This window comes from Thalassospira sp. TSL5-1, from assembly GCF_001907695.1.
Classification (GTDB): Bacteria; Pseudomonadota; Alphaproteobacteria; order Rhodospirillales; family Thalassospiraceae; genus Thalassospira.
The window spans coordinates 154,863-176,251 of sequence record NZ_KV880642.1 but is presented as its reverse complement, the minus strand read 5'-3'; the positions used below and the strand labels follow the sequence as shown (position 1 = coordinate 176,251).

16 protein-coding genes are annotated in these 21,389 nt (G+C 55.0%); 6 read left to right on the top strand and 10 right to left on the bottom strand.

Annotated elements, in window-relative coordinates; genetic code table 11:
• From tssH to tssB, 10 genes are all read right to left on the bottom strand, one after another.
• Positions 1-2,892 (bottom strand): type VI secretion system ATPase TssH, encoded by a 2,892-nt coding sequence (tssH, locus tag LF95_RS21410; protein ID WP_073957244.1) that lies wholly within the window; start codon positions 2,890-2,892, stop codon positions 1-3.
• The gene (gene icmH, locus LF95_RS21405; RefSeq protein ID WP_073957243.1) at positions 2,892-3,755 is read right to left on the bottom strand and encodes a type IVB secretion system protein IcmH/DotU; all 864 of its coding nucleotides are present in this window, start codon (positions 3,753-3,755) and stop codon (positions 2,892-2,894) included. Before icmH ends, tssH begins: the two co-directional genes overlap by 1 nt.
• A 5-nt stretch (positions 3,756-3,760) precedes the next feature.
• Entirely contained in the window at positions 3,761-5,104 is a 1,344-nt protein-coding gene (tssK, locus tag LF95_RS21400) for a type VI secretion system baseplate subunit TssK (protein WP_073957242.1), read from the bottom strand.
• A gap of 8 nt (positions 5,105-5,112) precedes the next feature.
• A complete protein-coding gene (tssJ, locus tag LF95_RS21395) occupies positions 5,113-5,640 on the bottom strand; it encodes a type VI secretion system lipoprotein TssJ (RefSeq protein ID WP_073957241.1) in 528 nt (175 codons plus the stop codon).
• Positions 5,637-7,088 (bottom strand): type VI secretion system-associated FHA domain protein TagH, encoded by a 1,452-nt coding sequence (gene tagH, locus LF95_RS21390; RefSeq protein ID WP_073957240.1) that lies wholly within the window; start codon positions 7,086-7,088, stop codon positions 5,637-5,639. Before tagH ends, tssJ begins: the two co-directional genes overlap by 4 nt.
• Positions 7,089-7,102: 14 nt before the next feature.
• A complete protein-coding gene (gene tssG, locus LF95_RS21385; protein WP_073957239.1) occupies positions 7,103-8,119 on the bottom strand; it encodes a type VI secretion system baseplate subunit TssG in 1,017 nt (338 codons plus the stop codon).
• On the bottom strand, positions 8,083-9,855 hold the full coding sequence (gene tssF / locus LF95_RS21380; RefSeq protein ID WP_073957238.1) for a type VI secretion system baseplate subunit TssF: 1,773 nt from the start codon (positions 9,853-9,855) through the stop codon (positions 8,083-8,085). The genes tssG and tssF overlap by 37 nt, the downstream gene beginning before the upstream one ends.
• Before the next feature lie 6 nt (positions 9,856-9,861).
• Positions 9,862-10,317, bottom strand: a complete 456-nt coding sequence (gene tssE / locus LF95_RS21375; RefSeq protein WP_083607874.1) for a type VI secretion system baseplate subunit TssE — start codon at positions 10,315-10,317, stop codon at positions 9,862-9,864.
• Positions 10,317-11,798, bottom strand: coding sequence for a type VI secretion system contractile sheath large subunit (tssC, locus tag LF95_RS21370; RefSeq protein ID WP_073957237.1), 1,482 nt, complete (start codon positions 11,796-11,798; stop codon positions 10,317-10,319). The genes tssE and tssC overlap by 1 nt, the downstream gene beginning before the upstream one ends.
• Positions 11,799-11,863: 65 nt before the next feature.
• Positions 11,864-12,391, bottom strand: a complete 528-nt coding sequence (gene tssB / locus LF95_RS21365; RefSeq protein ID WP_073957236.1) for a type VI secretion system contractile sheath small subunit — start codon at positions 12,389-12,391, stop codon at positions 11,864-11,866.
• Between the two features lie 1,472 nt (positions 12,392-13,863).
• Between tssB and LF95_RS21360 the strand changes: the two genes are divergently transcribed.
• The 6 genes from LF95_RS21360 (at position 13,864) to LF95_RS21335 (ending at position 21,251) form a co-directional block, all read left to right on the top strand.
• The gene (locus tag LF95_RS21360; protein WP_083607873.1) at positions 13,864-14,892 is read left to right on the top strand and encodes a LacI family DNA-binding transcriptional regulator; all 1,029 of its coding nucleotides are present in this window, start codon (positions 13,864-13,866) and stop codon (positions 14,890-14,892) included.
• A 22-nt stretch (positions 14,893-14,914) separates the two neighbouring features.
• Positions 14,915-16,261, top strand: a complete 1,347-nt coding sequence (locus tag LF95_RS21355; RefSeq protein WP_073957234.1) for an ABC transporter substrate-binding protein — start codon at positions 14,915-14,917, stop codon at positions 16,259-16,261.
• 70 nt (positions 16,262-16,331) lie between these two features.
• A complete protein-coding gene (locus LF95_RS21350; RefSeq protein WP_083607872.1) occupies positions 16,332-17,660 on the top strand; it encodes a carbohydrate ABC transporter permease in 1,329 nt (442 codons plus the stop codon).
• A 1-nt stretch (position 17,661) separates the two neighbouring features.
• The gene (locus LF95_RS21345; protein ID WP_073957233.1) at positions 17,662-18,891 is read left to right on the top strand and encodes a carbohydrate ABC transporter permease; all 1,230 of its coding nucleotides are present in this window, start codon (positions 17,662-17,664) and stop codon (positions 18,889-18,891) included.
• A gap of 4 nt (positions 18,892-18,895) precedes the next feature.
• Positions 18,896-20,197 carry an MGH1-like glycoside hydrolase domain-containing protein gene (locus LF95_RS21340; protein WP_073957232.1) on the top strand — a complete coding sequence of 434 codons (1,302 nt, stop codon included), beginning with the start codon at positions 18,896-18,898 and terminating at the stop codon, positions 20,195-20,197.
• 1 nt (position 20,198) lies between these two features.
• The gene (locus LF95_RS21335) at positions 20,199-21,251 is read left to right on the top strand and encodes an ABC transporter ATP-binding protein (protein ID WP_073957231.1); all 1,053 of its coding nucleotides are present in this window, start codon (positions 20,199-20,201) and stop codon (positions 21,249-21,251) included.
• Positions 21,252-21,389: the final 138 nt, after the last annotated feature.

The window sequence follows — 21,389 nt, the reverse complement described above, 5'->3', positions numbered from 1 at the left end:
TCATCCTGCCCGAGCCTCTTTCTCGGGGATGTCATCGTCTTCCGTTCCCGAACCATTACCCTCGACATCCAGACCGGCTTCGGTATCGGTATCGGTATCGGTATCGGTATCGGTATTGGTATCGGCATCAGCCCCGTTTGCCGCATCGGCAATTTCGGGCAGGAAGGTCATGACAAAGCCGCCATCGGCCGCATCCAGTTCCAGCCCATCAAGGCTGACGTGGTCGGAAATGCGTTGCAGGGCCTCTTCGGCGATGCTGGGCAAAATCCAGCGGTCAATCACCTGTTCGACCATGCGCGCACCATTATCGGCATGGGCACACAAATCCTCGATCAGGGCCAAAACCGAGTCATTCCAGCGCAATTCCATACCGCGTACCTTTTTCAGGCGGGCGGCAAGGCCATTCAGCTTCAAATCAATGATCTGCTGAATGCTTTCGCTGGAAAGCGGTTTGAAGCACAGGATGCGCATCCGGGCCAAAAGGGCCGGTTTGAAATGTTCCTGCAAATGCGGACGAAGGGCCTTTTCCAATGCCTCCATGGATGCGCTTTCAACCGTTTCGCGGTTCTGCATCAGGGCATCGGAACCCAGGTTCGATGTCATGAAAAACACGACATTGCGGCAATCAATTTCACGGCCCTCGCCGTCATTAATGACACCCTTATCGAACCCCTGATAAAAGATGTTCATTACGTCGGGATGAGCCTTTTCAACCTCGTCCAGCAGCACCACCGAATAGGGCATCTTGCGAATGGCCTCGGTCAGAATGCCGCCCTCGCCATAACCGACATAGCCGGGGGGCGAACCAATAAGGCGCGAAACCGTATGCTTTTCCTGATATTCGGACATGTTGATCACGCTCAGGAACTGACGACCGCCAAATAGGTTCAGGGCAACCTGCTCTGCCGTTTCGGTTTTACCCACACCCGACGGCCCCACCAGCAGAAACACCCCGCGTGGTGCACTGTCGCGCACCAGATCAAGACGGGCGGCCTTCATGCGGTCGTGAATAACCTCAATCGCCAGATCCTGGCCCTTGATCACGCTGCGAAGCGCATCGCCCAGGCCCAAAATACGGTCGGCATCATCATCGGACATGGCTGAGGCGGGCACGCCGGTCCAATCCGAAATGACATCGGCAATAACACCTTCGCCCACTTCAAATTCAACCAGGGCCGTTTCATTGCGCCGCGCATCACGCAGCTCCGCCAGCAATGAAACGATTTCAGCCCGCAGGGCTTCGGGGTCGTGCTGCTCGGCCGTTTCGGTAACTTCTGGCACATCAGCAACCCGCGTGGCGCCAGCTTCATCTGCTGCAGTATCATGTGCAACCAAATCGGTCTCGTCATTGGCGGCTTCATGTCCCTTGGCAATCAGGGTGCGCAGTTCAATAACGCGATTGACCTTCTGCTTTTCCACCTGCCAGCGATGCTGCAATTTTTCGGCCTGGGCATGCAGGCGGGCAATGGTTTCCTCGATATGGTCGCCCGACGTCCCCGCACCGATGGCCGCCATCCGGCTGTCACGGTCGCGGTCAGCACGTTCACGTTCCAGCATGGCAATGCGTTTGTTCAGCCAGTCCAGTTCGCGCGGCTGGGCGGACTGCCCCGCCGCAACGCGGACCGCTGCGGTATCCAGCACGTCAAATGCCTTGTCGGGCAGTTGCCGCCCGGTCAGATACCGCACTGAAAGGGCCGCTGCCGCATGAAGGGCCGCATCGGAAATATAAACGTTATGCTGGCTTTCATATTGCGGGCGCAGGCCACGCAGGATGGTCACACACTGGTCAATCGTCGGTTCGGCCAGCTTGATCAACTGGAAACGACGGGTCAGTGCGGCATCCTTTTCAAAGTATTTTTTATATTCCGACCAGGTGGTGGCGGCGATGGCACGAATTTGCCCGCGCGCCAGGGCTGGTTTCAGCAAGTTCGCCGCATCTGACCCGCCAGCCGCAGCCCCGCCGCCAATAAGCGTGTGGGCTTCGTCGATAAACAGCACAATCTTTTCCGGCGCGCTGATCACTTCATCAAGCACGGCCTTCAGGCGACGCTCAAATTCACCCTTTACCGATGCCCCTGCCTGCAAGGCACCCAGATCCAGCTCCCACAGGGCAGCACCCTGCAAAGCTGCGGGCACATCACCTTCCACAATTTTAAGGGCCAGGCCCTCGGCCAGGGCAGTTTTACCCACACCGGGATCACCCACCAGAATGGGGTTGTTCTTCCGGCGGCGCGACAAAATATCCGTCATCTGCGCAATTTCGGTATCGCGGCAAAATACCGGGTCAATCTCGCCATTTTTGGCCTGCTCCGTCATGTTGCGGCCAAATTTATGCAGGGCACTTTCGCTCTGGATCGGGGCATCGCCCGCGCCATTGGCACCGCCTTCACGGGCCGGGTTGCTGGGGTCGCCATTGCCTTCCATGCTGCCTTTGACCAGGTCGTAAAACCCGGTGAGGATGGCGCGGCTATCCAGGGCTTCAAATTCGGAAAACACATAAAAATGGCAATACCGATCCGGGTTTTGCGCCACGGCAGCAAAAATGGTTCCGGTGCGGATATTGTCTTCTTCCAGCTCGCCACTGCCCAGCATCAGGGCATCCTGCAACAATTCCAGCAGCAGGGTGGCAAATTCCGGCAAATCCTGTGCGCCACGGCGGGCATGATCCAGCGACTTGCGCAATTTGGCTTCCAGGCGTTCGGGCTGAATGCGCAGCACGGAGAGCAATTTGCCGGTATCACCACCAGGCTGTTCCATCATGGCCAGCAAAAGGTGGCTCACGGTAACTTCAAACTGGCTTTGTTCAATCGCCATTTCGCTGGCCCGTTTCAGGGCTTCGCGGCTGTAAGTATTGAGTTTCGATAAAATACGTTCTTTGGAAACCTTTAACATCAGGGCCTCCCTGTCATGTTGTTTCCACCAAGGGAGGCTTCGATTTTGGCCTCTATCCCGTCGATTTGACTGCTGAGATTCTCGTTAAAGGCAATATTGATGCCCGCCAGAAGAACCAGACACACCAGCACAACGCCCCACACCGGAAAGCGCCATCCCATACGTTCCTTGGCGTCATAAATATTCGGTTCCGGGTTCACCAGCTTGTCCGGGGCTTCGCCCCGGTGCTTTTCCAGTACGCCATGCACATTCAGCAAAAGCTGTTCCAGCTTGGCCTGCCCATTGTGCATGACATGGTATTTGCCCTCGAAGCCAAGGGCGATGCAGTAATAAAGCAGTTCCAGAAGATCGAGGAAGCGATGCGCTTCGTCCATCACCCGGTCCAGAATGGCAAAAACCTTTTCCCCGCCCCAGGTTTCGTTATGAAAGATCGACAGCATGGGGCGTTCCGGCCACAGGCTTTCGGCCCCCCACACCTGGGACAGCACGGCTTCGTCCAGGGTCGCGCACAAAATGTAACGCGCGGCCAGCACGGTAGCCTCGTCATATTCCATTTTCTCCAGTTCCTGCTGGAAAATCGGAATTTCGTTGACCAGGCGGCTATGCAGGGCTTCGATGTCGTTGAAATCGTGCAAATTACGAATACGGACACTTAAGCCCAGCAAAGGAACGGCTGCTTCCAGCAGGCGGTTTTTACCCTTTGCCGACAGCTGGAAATCCATCGTTTCGCGCGATGACATCAGGCTTTCAATCATGTCATCCGGCTTGCTGCCAATCTGGCGGGGTGTTGGCCCGCCGTGGCCATTGGCCGGCAACGGGGCCGACCGCCTGGAATCATATGGTGATACGGCAATATCGCTCATTGGCTTTATCCCATGATCGCCCAGAATTGCAGTTCAAGTTCCGGGAACTCTCCGGCAATGTGAAATGCAAATCCGTCAGAATTTTCCAGATGTCCCCAACGCGGCGAAGAGCGTTCCAGCGCGAAATAGGAATATCCGGCATGATAGGGCAGCTGACGCGGGGCAACCGGCATCAGACGCAGCGGAATGCCCGGAAGCTGCTTGTGAACAAGTTCGCGAATTTTTTCGATCGAACTGATTTTCGACTGTGCAACAAATTCACGGTGCAGGCGTTCCTGCGGCACATTGGCCTTCACCGCCAACACAAATTCCGCCGTGCGGATCAGTTCACGTTCGTGAACCGGGGCCACAACATAGCCATGCAATTTGTGTTCATGCGGGATCGGAATGGCATTTGCCACCAGGGTTGCCGTCACAAGCTGGCGCAAATGCTGTGTTACCGTCGGCCAGCATTGATGCGGCAGGGCATGGTCATAAACCGGCAAATCGGGGCAGATTTTGCTTTCATTCAGGAATGTCGAAAGCTCGCCAATGATTTGCAGCAGCAATTCATAAACCGGGCGCGGATGCACCATCGACATGCGCACATAATGGCGCAAAAGCGGTGCCATCGAATTCAAACCGCGCAGCAGCAAAAAGTCGGCCACTTCGGCAACCCCGTTCTGGTCGGGTTTGCCAATACGCCCGGCAATGGTGGCGGCACGCTGTTCAACACCATCGGCCAGTTCACCCAAAAACCGGCGCAGCGACGGGGCTGCCGAAATCGACAACATCGTGGGGTAAAACCCCTTGTCGATGACAATCGCCCCTTCGCCAGTTTTATCGACGATACGCGCCACCGCCAGCTTGGAATAAGCCGACAGATCCTGCGAGCCCGGCAGCAGCACCGGGCAGGCCCGGGCCACATCAATCGCCGCCAGTTCGCCCGCCTGCACGGTATTGTCGCGCACCGCAATTTCATCGGTCACATAGCGCGCGGCAACCCCGGTTGACGCATTGCGATCCCGGTCAATCTCGATGCCACCATCAATCATCAGCGGCACACACAGATAGATGATTTCGTTGGCGGTCAGGCCTTCGGAAATATCCAGAACCGGCGGCGACACATCCGTTCCGGGAATGTCAAACACTGTGCCATCGGGCATGATGCCGCTGGCAGAGACAACAGCAACTTTGCCCAGCGACAGCAGTTCCTCGTTCAGGATAAGCTGGTGAAAGCCAAAATTGTGTGCCTCACTTCCCGACGCATAACGCTGGGCCAGATTTTCCAGATAGCGCGTCTGCTGCTGAAAGTGATGGGGTTTGACAAACAGGCCGTCGGACCATGCCACTTTGTTATGCGAAGCCATAAGCGGGTTTATCCTTCCTGCTTGACCAGACGTACTTCTTCATCGAGCAACAACAGCAAAAACTGGTCGTTGTCGCCGATATCACGAACATTGACCGAGGTCCGCCAAACCGCTTTCTCCAGGTCCAGATATTCGGCGATTACCGCAATTTTCTTGGTCCCTTCGGGCAATTCATACGGGCCAAGCACCTGATAGGTGTCCGGCTTGATCATGGTTTCGCCAAGATCGGCCTTAAGCGTCGATCCCAGGGTTTTTTCCATTGAATCAGTCAGCGAGAAGTAATCATAGCTAAACACGCGGTGGTCACTGCTAAGTGCGAGAACCCGCACAACAACCGGCGATGCTTCACCTTCAAAATTCTTGTTCACATCGGCTGCGGCATAGGCCTGCAACGAAACCTTGGTCGGCTGAACTTCATCAGCACCAACCTGAATGCCGGGATCGGAAATAACGTCATAAATCTTTTCTGACGTTTCACAGGCCGCCAGGGACAATCCCATAACAGCCACCAGAAAAAAGCCCGCCAAACGCTTCATTGTTCAATATCCCTTTCGTTTTCTTCACCCAGATCGCGCTGCATCTGCTCGTGACGGCGCGTCGCGCGGTATTCGTTGCCAAAAACTTCCCAAAACAGCATTTGCAAACCCTGCTGGCGCTGGGACCGCAATTCGGAGAAATAGGCCCGGTACATCCGCCAGCACCAGGCGTCGTAAGCTTCCTGGTTTTCCGGTACCCCCGCTGCGTCATAGGCCTTGAACCGGCGTTCAAGAGCACGGGGCAACAGGGCCGCCAGCACGGCATCAAGGGCACGGTCAATCGATTTTTCCGTTGCCGCCTGATGCGAATTCAAATGATCAAGTGATTCCTGCATTGCTGCGGGTGCCGACAAATGCACCGGCCCGCGCTTGGAGAAAAAGGCATGCAGGGCTTCGTCGGTATCGCGGCTAAAACGGATCGGATTATCTTCCAGCGCATGCAGGTGCATGGTCGCAAGCGGGAAATTGGCCGACCTTTCCGAGGTACTTTTGTAAATATGGTTCAACCCCTCAAGGGCGGCGCGCAACGAAGCACCAATATCACTCAGCACACGCGCGGCCTGTTCGGTGCTCATTTCACCCAAATGGATGCCCAGGCTTTTTGCCAGCGGGCGCAGGGCAACATGGTCCACCGCGTGGGGCAGATCGACCGACACGGCATCAATGGCGCTTTCGGTGTTGCGCGATGTCCCAGATGCGGATGATGCCTGGGATGCCGATGCCCCGGTATCAGACTGAACCGGTTCTTCAAAACCATAACGGTCCCGGCGGATACGGGTATTGGGCATCGAGGCAAAGTGCATGTCGGCATCATCCTGTTGGCTGTTGGTGACACGGGGTTCAGCACCACGGTGCAAATTGACGTCATCCTGAAGCAGGATTTCATCATCGCTCTGGCGCGAACGCCGGGCTTCGGAAAAGGCGGAAAGAGGGTCGGTCTGACGGCGGGCAACCCGGCGCTCATCAAGCACATCAAGCGGGTCATCGCGGGTTTCGCGTGCCGCGTCCGATGCCTCGACCGGCCGGGCCTCGACATAAACACTGTCGCGCACCAGCCCTTCGCGGTTGCCCTGTTCAGCCCCCACCATCGAATGCACACTGACCGGCCGCGCATCGAGATAGTCGCTTTGCCCGGTGCTGACGGTGCATTTCAGATTTTCGATCTGCACTTCGTCCTTGTCAGACAAAATAACCGGGCGCCCGCTGGGAATGGGGGCCTTGGCACGGTTAATGCGGATATTGGCGTTCGATACCCGTTCGATGGTGAAATGCCCGTCTGTAACCATGACGCGGGCTGCCGTTTCGGGAATAGCCCCGTCGCTATCCTGGATCTGCCAGGTAGCATCCGGTGCCGAACCGATCAGCCCGCCCCGTTGTGAAAACACAAAACTGACGGGAAATGCGGGTACCGCGTCATGCACATTTTCAATTTGAAATTTTGCTTTCATCGTTTGTCCCGTTTTTACCCTCGTGCCTGCAGCACCACGGGCTTCAGCCCCTCGCGCTGCGTATTGCCGATAAATGTTGTCCAGCCCAGACTTGCGGTATCCGGGCAGCCCAGCTTGAATGCCGGGACTTCATTGCGCTGAAGATTAAGTTCAATGTCGTAGGCCAACTGATCCTTAAGCAGGAACTCCACCAGTTCCTTAAGTCGGGCGTAATCCTTGCCGCTGGGCAAAAAATCGCGGAACCGCTGGAAGGTCAGATTGCGCAAAACCACGGTAAACTTGCCTGCCCGGTCCTCGACAAAACGGCCAATAACAAAATCCTGGCCCAACGACATATTCACACTGCCCATGCGCGCACGCTGGTCCTGCGGAATTTCCACCTTGCGCAGTTCAAGCTGGCGGATCGATACATCGGGCAGAGAAAAGGCATGGGCGATAACACCACTCACCATTTCTGCCGAACGCACCCGCCCCGCCACAACGCCCAGATAGGTCAAAAGCTTTGCCCAGGGCACATCGGCCTTGCCCCGGCTTTCATCACCGCCAATCCCGATCAGCGAGAACATCCAGTCCGAAAACTGGTCTGTCGCACCGGCGTTATAGCGCACGTAATAACGATATTTCCGCCAGATCAGGTAAAACAGCCACACCAGCCGGTTCGAGAAAAAGTCGTTAAACGCCTGCTGAACACCTTCTTCCCCAGCACTCCAGGCTGCGGTTTCCAGCATGTGCGACGGCAAAGGCGACGACGGCCCGTGCAAGCCCAGAAACGACACCGTCATTTCCAGTTCGTTGCCTTCATCCTCGTCAACCGGGCGCAGCGACACCACATCGGATGCCGGAAACCCCAGCCCCGGCGCGACCCGGAAAATCAGGTCTTCGACCTTTTGCGTCTGCAGGGCGCGTTCTTCCACCTGCTGGCCAGATGCCTTAAGCAAAATTTCGACAGCACGGAAAAACGAATAACGCTGCGGGTTGGCCTTTAAATCATCAATCATATGAGGGGCTGGTTGCCGATACGGGCCGTCCATCGGTACTCCTCCCCTGCTTCCAGTCCACGCACGACAAGTTCGTGGAACGAATTGATGGTGGCATACAGCGCAAAAAATTCGGCCAGAACGGTCGAGAACAGATACATCTCGCCCTCGCTGGCAAATTTGCTTTCGCGCATCTCGATCGTCGAGCGCATGCCGCGTACCGGCAGGCCCTTAAACAGACGGTCAATCGTATGCGATGAAATATTGGCAATGCCTTCCAGGCGCATCACGGCTTCGCGTTCGCGCTGGCGGTCCACCTTGGCGTTAAAGTCAAACACGTTCAAAATGGTGCGCAGGGCCTCGACACTTTGCAAAGACAGGTAGTTCAGCGACAGTGCCGAAATAAGCTGCCATTGCAGCGCGCCATCAACGACCGGGTACCGTGGCGGTGTCGGCCGTGTCACATTGGTCGGGCTGACAAAAGACGGGATCATGTGGGTGGGAATGCACACATCCCCCACCGCCAGATCACGCGGGGTTGCCCCGTTTGAACAGGTCAGCCGCACCGAAACCGTTTCACCGTCATTAACCTGGTAAAGCTCATCCTCACGGACAAAGGAAATCAGACGGTCCAGCTTTTCACCCGACAGCGACTGGCGCACCTTTTCCCGGAAATAAACCGCCGCCCGGCCATCGACCCGTTCAATTTCGTGCATGAAGGATTCAAACCGGCTGAATTCGCGCGAAATACCGCCCGAATGGCCTTCTTCCGACGGGCGCCAGCCCGTCACGGCATCAATCGAAAAAACCTCGATCTCGCCTGCATCGCGCCGGGTCGGGCGGATGTGATATTCGGTCCGGCGACCATCCAGCAAAATCGGTTCGGCATCATGCTCAAACAAATTGATAGCCGGCACACAATGCAGCAAAAAGCTTTGTTTGCCGATACGCACGTCAGGCGGCATCGGGCGTTCAAATTCAAACACCACTTCAAAGCGTGTTGCATCCGCCCCCAAATGGGCGGTTGGAATATTTAAAAGATCAACAAAGTAATACTTTTGCGGAAAGGCATAAAATTCCTGTAACAACCGATAGCCAACAAAGCTGTTATCAGGATAAGGCAAGACTTCTTCGGATTTTTGAAGACCAACCTGCTTGACGCAATCCTTGCCCAGGGCAATTTCATTACCCGTATCAATATCACGGATTTTCGCCATTTTAAGATAGCGATGCAGCCACAGGCCCAGCGTCAGTGCGGAATAATCACTGCCACCAAGATGGAACCGCAAACGTGTCAGGTTAATCCCGCGAATTTCCTCTTCGGCCAGGCTTTCGATCTGCATGGTGATGACGGATTTTTCCTTCGACACACCATGATGAATATCAGAAACCCGGATCGGCAGAATTTCGGTATCATAAGCCGTGCGGAACTTGCACACCGTGCCACCAACCGGAATGCTTTCCACTTCCAGCCCGGCAGGCAGCATCTGGCTTTCGTTAATCGCCCCTTCGCGCGGGTTCATTTGCATGACCACCATTGACGGGACCGGGCGCAAAAAATTGGGCCACAGCAACATCAACAGCGACTGGGTGACTTCGGGTAACTGATCGTCGATTTTTTCCCGCAGCCGCCCGGTCAGGAGGGCAAAGCCCTCCAACAACCGTTCGACATCGGGGTCGGTACTGCGTTCGGACAGGTAATTTGTCAGCTTGGGGAAATGCCGGGCAAAGTCTTGCCCGGAATTCCGCAAATAATCCAGCTCATCCTGAAAATAACGTGCTGTAGACACAATGACCTACCTACCCATTCTCAAGGAAAACGAACGCCCTTCGGAAAGAACCAGGTCAATCGTGACCTGTTCACGGGCCGTACCGATTTGGGTGCGAGCCGATATCTGGAAAAACAGTTCAAGCCCGTTTTCCTGTTCGCGATCAAAACGCACCGCCACGTTGCTGACACGCGGCTCGTAAGTTTCGATGACATTGCGAATATCGTTCGCAACAATGCGCAGCATGTCGGTTGACCCGACCGAGGCATCGTTAAAATCGGCCAGCCCAAAACCAGGCGCACTTTGCGACCCGCCGCTGCGACCATTCAGAACGTTCAAAAGATTGTTCTTGATCGACGCAACGCGGGCGGCAAGCCTGTCGCTAACATGCGAGGTCTGCCCCAGATCGTCGGCACGGATACGTTCCATCAGGGAACGCGACCGCACCGCTTCAACATGTTGACGTGCCAGGGGATGATTCATCAGTCTTTATCCAAACGGCCAACCAGGGACAGCTCGAAATTCGCACCCATATATTTGAAGTGCGGACGCACAGCCATGCTAACCCGGTACCAGCCCGGATCACCGGCAACATCCGAAACCTCGATCTTGGCGGCACGAAGCGGACGACGCGAACGCACATCGGCAGGCGGATTTTCCTGATCGGCAACATACTGGACGATCCAGGCATTCAGTTCGCGTTCAAGGTCGGAACGTTCTTTCCACGCGCCGATCTGTTCGCGCTGCAACACCTTGATGTAGTGTGCCAGACGGTTGATGATGAACATGTAGGGAAGCTGGGTGCCGAGCTTGTAATTGGTTTCGGCTTCCTTGCCTTCCTTGGTGTTCGGAAAACGTTTCGGCTTCTGGATGGAATTGGCCGAGAAAAAGGCTGCATTATCCGACCCTTTGCGCATGGTCAGCGCAATAAAGCCTTCTTCGGCCAGTTCAAATTCACGACGGTCCGTAATCAGGGTTTCGGTCGGAATTTTCTGTTCAAGCTGACCAAAGGATTCATAAACATGAACCGGCAGGTCATTGACCGCACCACCGGACTGCGGGCCGATGATGTTCGGGCTCCAGCGGAACTTGGCAAAGCTGTCATTGATGCGTTCACCCAGCAGAACCGCCGTGTTGCCCCATAGGTAATTTTCGTGGCTGTCTTCAACCGCTTCACGATACTGGAAGGTCTTGGTCGGGTTTTCCAGCGGATCATAAGGGGTCCGCAGCAGGAACCGCGGGGCGGTCAGGCCGACATAACGGGAATCTTCGGACTCACGCAGACCACGCCATTTGGCATATTGCGGCCCTTCAAACAGCGAGGACAGTTCCTTGATTTCACCGAGTTCGGTGAAGGAATCCACACCAAAGAATTTCGGGCTGACCGAAGAAATGAACGGTGCATGCGCCATTGCGCCAACCGATGCGCAATATTGCAAAAGCTTCATGTCCGGCGAGGAGGCATTGAACGAGTACATGCCAATCATGGCACCGACCGGTTCCCCCCCAAACTGGCCGTAACCAGCCGAATAAACATGTTTGTAAAGGCCCGACTGCGGCACTTCCGGCGACAGTTCAAAATCTTCCAGCAGTTCATCCTTGCGGATGGACAGAAGCTCGATCTTGATATTTTCGCGGAAATCGGTGCGATCGACCAAAAGCTTCAGGCTGCGCCAGGTTGATTCAAGTTCCTGGAATTCCGGGTGGTGCAAAATTTCGTCCATCTGGCGCGAAATCTTGCGGTCCAGTTCGGCAATCATGCGATCAACGCGGGCCTTGTTTACCGGCTCGGCCGAGGTATCCCCTGCCAGCAACTCGGCGATAAAGGCTTCAACACCCTTACGCGCAACGTCATAACCGTCATCTTCCGGCACCAGATTGCTTTTCGCCATGATCTGGTCAAGCAGGGAATCCTGGGCGTGACCTTGACTTTGGGCAACAGGATCAAGTGTTTCGGTATTCATTGTTCTCGTCTTTCCAACACGATGTTCGGCGTTTCAACGCCTGGCATTGATATGTTTTGGGATGATCAGCTTTTGTCGCCGGCATCATTGCCGTCGGTCGAGGCGTCTGCCTTCTCCGAACCATCAAGTTCGGCCAGCAGGGCGTCCCGTTTTTGCGGATCATCGACGATTTCGCTTAGCGCGCGGCGGAAAGCCGGCAGGTTCCCCAACGGTCCCTTAAGGGCCGTCAGTGCTTCGCGCAGGTCGGCCAGCTTTTTAAGCTCGGGCACCTGTTCAACAATGGAATCAGGGGAAAAGTCCTGAAGGCTTTCAAATTTCAGCTTCAGGCTCAACGAGGCATCGGGGTCATCACGCAAGACATCATCCACCTGAAGCGTACGCTCCAGGTTCATTTCGCGCAGAACATTGCCAAAGGAATTCTTGTCGATTTCGACCGCTTTGCGATTTTCAAGAGGTGTATCGTCGGCCTTGCCGGCGAAGTCCCCCATGACCACCATCTTAAGCGGCAGTTCGACTTCTTCCTTCTGGTCCCCCGTTGCCGGTACGAATTTAACGTTAATGCGCTCTTTAGGCGCTACAGAAGAATCTCTCATGCCGTCTCCAATCTCGAATTCTAAACCTCGTGACCGGCGCCTGCCTGCTTGCCAAAACCGGCAAAAAACAAAACGCCAATCACAATTCCGGCCCTTTCAAGCCAGGAGGCATGGCAACAACACCAATACCCCCGCAATCGCGATTGGTAGGAAAGACGGAAGACCGGACATATCCTTAACGGACACCTGCGGCTTACGCACAGCTCGGCCTGTATGTTTTTCGGCTTTACGCCCAAAACCATCAAACCCCGCATTCCGGTCACACGGCGTCATTGTCCAGCAATGAAATGACGAAAAGTCACATCACAAGATCAAAGTCGCCGCTTTCAACTTACCGACAGAGGGTTTGCTCAACCTCTGCGATACCGAAAGACGGTTATATGTCTGGCAAACGAGTGGATGAGTTGCCTGAACCGCGCAAACTTTACAAAAATCAAAACTAACCGTGTGGAGTATTAGTTCCCACACCAAAGGTTAGTATGTAATACTTGAGTAAAGCCTGAAAGATTAGGTCACCATACGTTGAAGTATATGTTACGTATTCCCATCCAACATTGTTAGCCCGTCTTTTCCCAACCAAATATTCTGCGAAATTTTTTCCGCTATTTTTAAATGACCCTGACGCGAGAACTCGCGATGAATCATTCTGTACATGAACCTACAAGCATTTAACTCGTATGGACAATACTTTAATGTTTAAACATTATGTCCAAAATGTGATGAATTTTGAATTACTGCGAAACTACGGGGAAAACGTAGATATGTCGCTACAGGATAAGTTTTTACATTACGAATATTTTTGAGTTCTGGAACAGGAGTTCCAAAGCCGAAAGCCGCAGAATTCACTTGATTTGGCCTCTACAACCAACCAATCGGCGCTAAGTTCCCGTCCGCATTGTATAAAATTCTGCCCGACGGCGAAAACAGGCAAAAACACACGATAAACGGGAAATTTACGAATCGCTGCACGCCAGAACGGCCGAATCGGTCAACAATGTTACAGTTTTGCTACCATAGATAGCACGCATTCCAATGTCCGATTCTCCAAATCGCCGCCCAAAGACACCTGGGCCAACCGGATAACACGGCCTGGAAGCCCCCTCTAGATACGTTATGCACGATCCTGCGCCCAACGACCCGCCACGAACTTCGTTGCACAATATCAGCCACAACAGGGCGGCGGTTTTTGCTCCGCATGATCACAATCGCTTGGTGCCTCGGTACGACATTCTGCCCCCCGCGCACCAAATCGAGCGCATGAACCGTTCCTCCCCCCGAAAATATATGACATTTCTGCACTGTTATGCGGGAACAAAGCCAAATAAAGACCGTTATTTGACTTCCGAAAGCGCTTTCGGTAACGTGAAATCGTAAAAAGAACAGCGACCCGGAATAATACGCGCACGAATATAGAATAGCAGCGAAACCCGGCAGGAGGTTACTTGTCCATACCGTCCAAACGGAATGAACCAATGACCATTGCCCGACTGGCCCAACATTTGGGCCTGTCAGAAGGCACCATTTCGCGCGCTTTGAACAACTATCCCGACATTGCCGAAAAAACCCGCAAACGTGTGCAAAAAGCCGCCCTCGAACTGGGATACCGGCCTTCGTCCAGCGCGCGGCGCCTGGCACGCGGAATTATTGAAACCGTCGGCTTTGTGCTGCCCACCACCCGCAACCAGCATTCCGACCCGTTTCTGGCCGAAATCCTCAATGGGCTTGCCACCGAACTTGCCGTGCATGACTGGGACCTTCTGGTCACATCCGTGCCGGACGGTCATGACGAGGTCGATGTGATCGACCGCCTTGTCGGGTCCGGCAAAGTGGGTGGTTTTGTCGTTGCCCGAACACAGCGCGAAGACGCACGGGTCAATTATTTGCGCGAAAGTGGCCTGCCCTTTGTCGTGCAGGGCCGCACCGACAATCCAAACGATTATTCCTGGCTTGATATCGACAATGAACAGGCCTTCATCGACGCAATCCGTTATCTGCGCGATCTTGGTCATGTCAAAATCGCCTGCCTGGGCGGCGACCCGGCGATGAATTTTGCCTGGCAGCGCCGCTGCGGTTATTTGCGCGCCATGAAAGAACAGAATGGTCACATTGGTGTGGGCTATCTGATTGACGGCATTACCGACGAACTAATTGCCTTTCGCGCAACGCAGCGCCTGTTATCCATTACCAAAAATGACCGTCCCACCGCCATTTTATGCGTCACCGACGCCGTCGCCATTGGGGCGATGCAGGCCATTAGCCGGGCCGGATTAACGGTGGGCAGGGATATTTCGATTATGGGCTTTGATGGCCTGCCGATTGGCCGGGCCGTGCACCCCGCCCTCACCACACTACACCAGGACAGCTATGAAATCGGCCGCGAAGTTGGCCGAATGATTTTGGATTTATGCACCCATTCGCCATCTGCCCCGACGCAAACATTGTGGCAGGCAAAGCTAACACCGCGTGCGTCGGTCAATCCGCCGGGAGGGAGCCCGGCTTAACAAAACAAAGGGAGGCTTAATCATGACACTGAAATTTCCCCGTCTTTTGGCGGTTGCCGCCATTGGCCTGATGGCAACTACATCCATCGCCAATGCACAATTACGGTTCTGGACGACCGAAGAACAACCCGATCGCCTGGCCAAACAGCAGGAAATGGCCAAGGAATTTGAAAAGGAAACCGGTACAGCTGTCGAGGTCATCCCGGTGACGGAAACCGACCTTGGCAAACGCGCCACGGCCGCCTTTGCCGCCGGTGATTTGCCCGATGTCATTTACCTGACATTGCAATATGTCCTGCCCTGGTCGGAAGCAGGCATCCTTGATACCGTTGCCAATGACGAAATCGTCAAGGAACTGGGCCCCAAGACCTTTACCGCCAAGGCCCTGGAAATGGCCGATTTCAACGGCGAGGTTGCCGCTGTTCCGTCCGATGGGTGGACACAAATGGTGCTCTATCGCAAGGATCTGTTTGACGAAAAGGGCCTGGCCCCGCCCACCAGCTATGCCAATATCGAAGCAGCCATCAAGGCCCTGCATAATCCGCCCGAAATGTATGGCTTTGTTGCCGCAACCAAGGTGGATGAAAACTTCATGAGCCAGGTGCTTGAAGAAGTCTTCCTTGCCAATGGCGCCACCCCGATCAAACCCGATGGCAGCATTGGTTTTGATAAAAAGAAACTGGTTGAGTCGCTGAATTTCTATAAAACCCTCGCCAAGGCATCGCCCCCGGGCGACCTCTATTGGAAACAGTCGCGCCAGGTTTATTTTGCCGGCAAGGCCGCGATGATCATCTGGTCGCCCTTTATCCTCGATGAACTGGCGGGCCTTCGCAACAGCAGCCCACCCACCATCAATGATGATCCGACCTCCACCGAACTGGCGGAAAAAACCGGCATCGTCACCCGGCTTTCCGGGCCGTCGAACAAGGACGGGGCCGCTTGGGGCGACATTCGCTATTTTGGTGTTACAGCCGATGCCGATACTGACCCGGCGATGGAATTTGTCAAATTTTCGCTTGATCAGGGTTATACCCAAACCCTGTCAATTGCGCCCGAAGGCAAATTCCCGGTGCGTACCGGCACCAAGGGTGACCCGGAAAAATTCCGCAAGGCCTGGATGACCCTGCCTGTAGGTGTGGACCGCAAAGAACCGCTATCCGACATTTATTCCAAGGATGTCATCGATAACCTGATGAATGGCCTGGACAATGCGGACCGCTGGGGTGTGAAGGAAGGCAAACTGGCCGAAGCATCTCGCATCATCAATTCACAGGTCATCAATCGTTTGACCCGCGAATTTATTGATGGGGAACGCAGTGCCGAGGCCACTGCCGATCTGATCAACGAAGAAATCGCGAAAATTCAGTAAGCATTTCTTTTCGCGCCAACCAACCGGCCGGGAGGTTCCATCCTCCTGGCCGGGATGACGAGGCAGGCCCATGAGCACGGCATCAACCAACACCCCACCACAATCCCCCGTAAAACCCCCGGTACCCGGCAGCAAAAAACGCCGCATCGGCCCGATGGAGAAGCGCGAAGCCCGGCTGGCTTACAGCCTGCTATTGCCCACCTTCGTCATTGTGCTGGGCATTGTGCTGTTTCCACTGATTGCCAATTTCTGGATTTCGGCAAAACCCGTCACCCTGGGCGACCTGCGGGCACCGCGCATCATTGCCTCCGAACGCTTGCGCGGGGATTTGGAAAAGGCAGGCGATGAAGCCAAAATCGAATATCGTTTACGCAATTCATCGCAAACGGCCGAGATTCAAAACGTCACCCTGACCGATACCCTGCCCGCCGGACTAACCCTTGCCAAAACAGATTCCCATTGCCGCATCGAAGATCGCAAAATTTCGTGCCAGTTGGGCGACTGGGAAGGTGGTGCGCGCGAACGGCTTTCGATTGGGGTAAAGGCGGACCAAAGCTATATCGACAATCCCGTCCGCCCGCGCGAAAGCGAGCCAACCCTCACCGGTACGGCAGACAATATTCTGACCAACAGCGAATTCACCTTTGACAATTTCATCAATGTTTTCAATTCGCGCGAATTCTGGTCGGTTTTTTGGGTAACGATTGCCTATACCGTTTTTGGCACCGGCGGGGCGCTGGTATTGGGCCTGTTTGCCGCCCAATTGCTCAATAAAAAATTCGCCGGGCGCTCCATCCTGCGCGGATTGTTTTTATTTCCCTATGTCGCCCCGGTCATTGCAGTTGCCTTTACCTGGCTGATTTTGCTGGACCCGTTCTCGGGCACGTTTAATGCCATGCTGCAAAAAATGAACATTGCCCAGGAAGGCATCAATTTTTTCGGCTCCCGCTCGGTCCCGGTCACCTTTTTTGGTATCACATTTGAATTCCCCCTGGCCCTTGCCACCGTTATCGCGTTCGAGGCCTGGCGGTATTTCCCGCTCTCTTTCCTGTTCATCCTCGCCCGCATGCAGTCCATTTCATCAGACATGTATGAAGCCGCCGAGGTAGACGGGGCCACACCGCTTCAGCAGTTCTGGCATATCTCGCTACCGCAACTGATCGGCATTCTATCGACGCTGTTTTTGTTGCGCTTTATTTGGACGTTTAACAAATTCGACGACATTTTCCTGCTCACCGGCGGGGCCGCTGGCACCCGGACCTTGACCGTCGATGTTTACGAACAGGGTTTTGCCCTGTCCAATCTGGGGGCCGGGGCGGCGGTAGCCGTGGTCATTTTCTTCATGCTGCTGATTTTCGCCGTTGTTTATTTCCGCTTCGTCCATCGCGAGGATTCCTGACATGCGTATCGGAACCGGTTTTCTTCTTGCCATTCTATCCGGGCTGTTTTGGGGGATACTCGCCATTGCCATTGCCGGCATTTCCCTAACACTGATTTCCGGCCTGCCATCGGCCCCGGTGCTGTCGGCGGGGGCCGTTTCGGGGGCCGTCAGTGCTGCCATTATCATGCTGCCCAGCCCCAAACTGCGCACCAACGGGCTTTATCTGGCCGCCTTTATGGGCGCCATCATTGCCATGTTGGGCTTTTCCTTTGCCGCCCCGTTTACCGAACCCTTCACCACTGCGCCGGTAGGTCAGGCGATTGCCATTGCCATCATTGCCGGGGCCGTCACCCTGGCAAACCGCGCCTGCCTGGAGGACATCGAAAGCGGCATGCTCACGCGCTATAAAATTGATGTTGTGATTGTGCGGGTGTTGCGCGGTTTTGGTTTTGTCTTTTTCACCGTCATCGTGGTGCTGCCCTTTTATGTGATGCTGATGACCAGCCTGAAAAGCCAGCAAAGCCTGTTTCAAAACCCGCTCGATCTTTCGGTGGATTTATCGCAAGGCAGCGCCAGCCTGTTTAACAGCTATGTCGAACTGTTTACCAAGTTCCATTTTGGCCGTTTCCTGCTGATCTCGACCATCGTTTCCGTCTGTACCGTTATCATCACCCTGGCCTTTTCCATTCCTGGGGCCTATGCGGTGGCACGGTTGCGCTTTCCGGGGCAAAACGTGCTGTCAAAATCGGTCTTGCTGATTTATCTGGTCCCCATGATCGTGCTGGTCATTCCGCTTTATTCGGTCTTCAGCCAGGTGGGCCTGCGCAATTCGATTTTGGGGTTGCTGATTGTCTATCCCGCCACCACGGTGCCGGTCGCCCTTTATATGCTGCAGGGCTATTTCCGGGGTCTTCCGGTGGAACTGGAAGAAGCCGGGCTGATGGATGGCCTGGGCCGCTTGGGCGTAATCTGGAAAATTACCCTGCCGCTGGCTTTGCCCGCTCTGGCATCGGTATCGCTTTATGTGTTCATGATCGCGTGGAACGAATTTTTGTTTGCCTTCATGTTCCTCGATGATCCCAACATTTTCACCCTATCGCGCGGCGTGGTCTCGCTTAATTCATCCGAGGTTCCCCGCCAGCACCTGATGGCGGGTGCCGTTGTCGCCACAATCCCGATTTTGGTGATCTTTTTGTGGTTTGAACGCTTCCTGGTGCAGGGCCTGACCTCTGGCAGCGTGAAAGGGTAAGGGCATGATTGATCCCGAAACGACGGCCCAACTTGATAACGAAGCGCGACGTATCCTGCGCGCCAACGACAAGGGGGGCTATACCGTGCCCACCAAGGGGCTTTATCCCTTTCAATGGAACTGGGATTCCGCCCTCACAGCCCTTGGCATTGCCACCTATGATGCCAACCGCGCCTGGCAGGAAATTGAAAAGCTACTATCTGCCCAGTGGGATAACGGCATGGTGCCGCATATCGTGTTCTGGCAGCATGAAGAAGGCTACTTTCCCGGTCCCGGCGAATGGCAAAGCGGTCATACCCCGCCCACATCGGGCATTACCCAGCCCCCGGTTACCGCAACGGTGGTGCGTCAGCTTGCCTCATCCCTGCCCGGTGATCATGGCGCACGGGTGACACCCATGCTGCACGCGCTGGATCGCTGGCACCAATGGTTTGCCGATGCCCGAGACCCCGATGGGTGCGGTGTGGTTGCCATCATGCACCCGTGGGAAAGCGGGCGCGATAACCTGCCGGACTGGGACGAACCGCTATCCCAGGTCGATACATCCAATGTTGGCACGTTCCTGCGCCGTGACACCCAAATGGTGAACGAAGCCGAACGCCCCCAAAACCATGACTATGATCACTATATGGCGCTGGTGCAGTTTGGGCGGAATTGTCAATGGGATGTCAAAACCATTGCCGAAACCTGCCCCTTCTGGGTTGCCGAGCCCGCCATGAATGCCATTTTACGCCGGGCCGAACGCGACCTGATCGCCCTTGCCCTGCAATTCAACCTGCCCGACATTGCCCGCCGCGCCACCGCCCGGGCAACCCGATTGGATAAGGGTTTTAACCAGCTTTGGTCCGATGAAGCAAAAGGTTACGTTACGCTCGATCTGCGACATGATAAGAAAGACAATCGTTTAACATCAGGTAGTTGGTTATCACTATACGGAGGACCGGAAAACGATACTCGGGCCAAGCCACATTATTCAACCCTGATGGAATGGCGCCAGAAAATCAATTTCGCGGTGCCCAGCTTTGACCCCAACAATGCGGCATTTGAGGATATTCGTTATTGGCGTGGCCCGGTTTGGGCGATGGTCAACTGGATGATCGCAACGGGCCTTGCCGAACATGGCCGCCCGGACCTTGCCACCATAATTGCCAATGATACCGCCGCCCTGATCGCAAAATCCGGCTTTCGCGAATATTTCAGCCCCGTCACCGGCCAGGGTGGCGGTGGCAGGGATTTTTCATGGACCGCCGCCATGTGGCTTTACTGGGCCTCGCCCACGGCACGACCAAAAACGGAGACACCATAAAATGGGTCAGATCGAACTTCGCAATGTGCGCAAATCCTTTCGTGATGTCGAGGTGATCAAGGGCATCGACCTGACCATCGATGAGGGCGATTTGATGATTTTTGTCGGCCCGTCGGGCTGTGGCAAATCCACCCTGCTGCGTCTGATTGCCGGGCTGGTTGAGGCCAGCGACGGGCAAATCCTGATTGATGGTATCGATGTCACCGGCAAGCCCCCGGCGGAACGCGAACTTTCAATGGTGTTTCAGTCCTATGCGCTGTATCCGCACAAAACCGTGCGCGAAAATGTCGGCTTTGCCCTGGAAGTGGCGCATATGGACAAGACCTCGATCAAGGCCAAGGTTGATGAAGCCGCAAGCACCCTGCAACTTGACCAGTTGCTGGACCGAAAACCCAAGGAACTTTCGGGCGGGCAGCGCCAGCGCGTTGCCATTGGCCGCGCCATTGTCCGCGAACCCAAGGCCTTTTTGTTCGACGAACCGCTTTCCAACCTTGATGCCGGGCTGCGCGTTGAAATGCGCCTGGAAATTGCCCGCCTGCATAAAAAGCTGGCCGCCACCATGATTTATGTGACCCATGACCAGGTGGAGGCCATGACCCTTGCCAGCAAAATCGTGGTCTTGCAGGCAGGCCAGATCGAACAGGTCGGCACCCCGCTGGAACTTTATCGCACCCCGGCCAATCTGTTTGTCGCGCAATTCATCGGCTCGCCGAAAATGAATGTTGCGGACTGCACGGGTGAAGGTGAAACCATCACCTTTGCCAGCGGCGGCAACTTTGCCACCGGGCGCAATGCGCAAACAGCCACGCGCTTTGGCATCCGCCCCGAACATATCACCCTGACCGACCCGGCCAACGGCATCCTGACCGGCCAGATTGAGGTGATGGAACATCTGGGTTCTGACAGCTTTGCCTATATCCAGATCGAAAATGTTGGCCTGTTTACGGTTCGCATTGTCGGTTATTCCGACCTTGAAAGTGGCGCAACTGTCGGCCTGACCTTCGATGCTGAAAATCTGCATCTGTTTGACCGGGATGATAAAGCGTTAACGTAAGAGGGATATAAATTTATACCAGTGTAAGTGGCGACCGACACTCGAACCGGTGTAATGGAATAATCGACAGGAGAACGAAAATTTTTCCCCGATCGCGAACCAAGTTTGTTTCTCGCCCTTCACTGGAAATTAATCCGG

Bases quoted from the DNA above. Each gene is read 5' to 3' on its own strand.
- LF95_RS21345 (WP_073957233.1), top strand. From the start codon at position 17,662: ATGCGTATCGGAACCGGTTTTCTTCTTGCCATTCTATCCGGGCTGTTT.
- icmH (WP_073957243.1), bottom strand. From the start codon at position 3,755: ATGAGCGATATTGCCGTATCACCATATGATTCCAGGCGGTCGGCCCCG.
- LF95_RS21350 (WP_083607872.1), top strand. From the start codon at position 16,332: ATGAGCACGGCATCAACCAACACCCCACCACAATCCCCCGTAAAACCC.
- tssC (WP_073957237.1), bottom strand. From the start codon at position 11,798: ATGAATACCGAAACACTTGATCCTGTTGCCCAAAGTCAAGGTCACGCC.
- tagH (WP_073957240.1), bottom strand. From the start codon at position 7,088: ATGAAAGCAAAATTTCAAATTGAAAATGTGCATGACGCGGTACCCGCA.
- tssK (WP_073957242.1), bottom strand. From the start codon at position 5,104: ATGGCTTCGCATAACAAAGTGGCATGGTCCGACGGCCTGTTTGTCAAA.
- tssB (WP_073957236.1), bottom strand. From the start codon at position 12,391: ATGAGAGATTCTTCTGTAGCGCCTAAAGAGCGCATTAACGTTAAATTC.
- tssH (WP_073957244.1), bottom strand. From the start codon at position 2,892: ATGTTAAAGGTTTCCAAAGAACGTATTTTATCGAAACTCAATACTTAC.
- tssE (WP_083607874.1), bottom strand. From the start codon at position 10,317: ATGAATCATCCCCTGGCACGTCAACATGTTGAAGCGGTGCGGTCGCGT.
- LF95_RS21340 (WP_073957232.1), top strand. From the start codon at position 18,896: ATGATTGATCCCGAAACGACGGCCCAACTTGATAACGAAGCGCGACGT.
- LF95_RS21360 (WP_083607873.1), top strand. From the start codon at position 13,864: ATGACCATTGCCCGACTGGCCCAACATTTGGGCCTGTCAGAAGGCACC.
- tssJ (WP_073957241.1), bottom strand. From the start codon at position 5,640: ATGAAGCGTTTGGCGGGCTTTTTTCTGGTGGCTGTTATGGGATTGTCC.
- LF95_RS21355 (WP_073957234.1), top strand. From the start codon at position 14,915: ATGACACTGAAATTTCCCCGTCTTTTGGCGGTTGCCGCCATTGGCCTG.
- LF95_RS21335 (WP_073957231.1), top strand. From the start codon at position 20,199: ATGGGTCAGATCGAACTTCGCAATGTGCGCAAATCCTTTCGTGATGTC.
- tssG (WP_073957239.1), bottom strand. From the start codon at position 8,119: ATGGACGGCCCGTATCGGCAACCAGCCCCTCATATGATTGATGATTTA.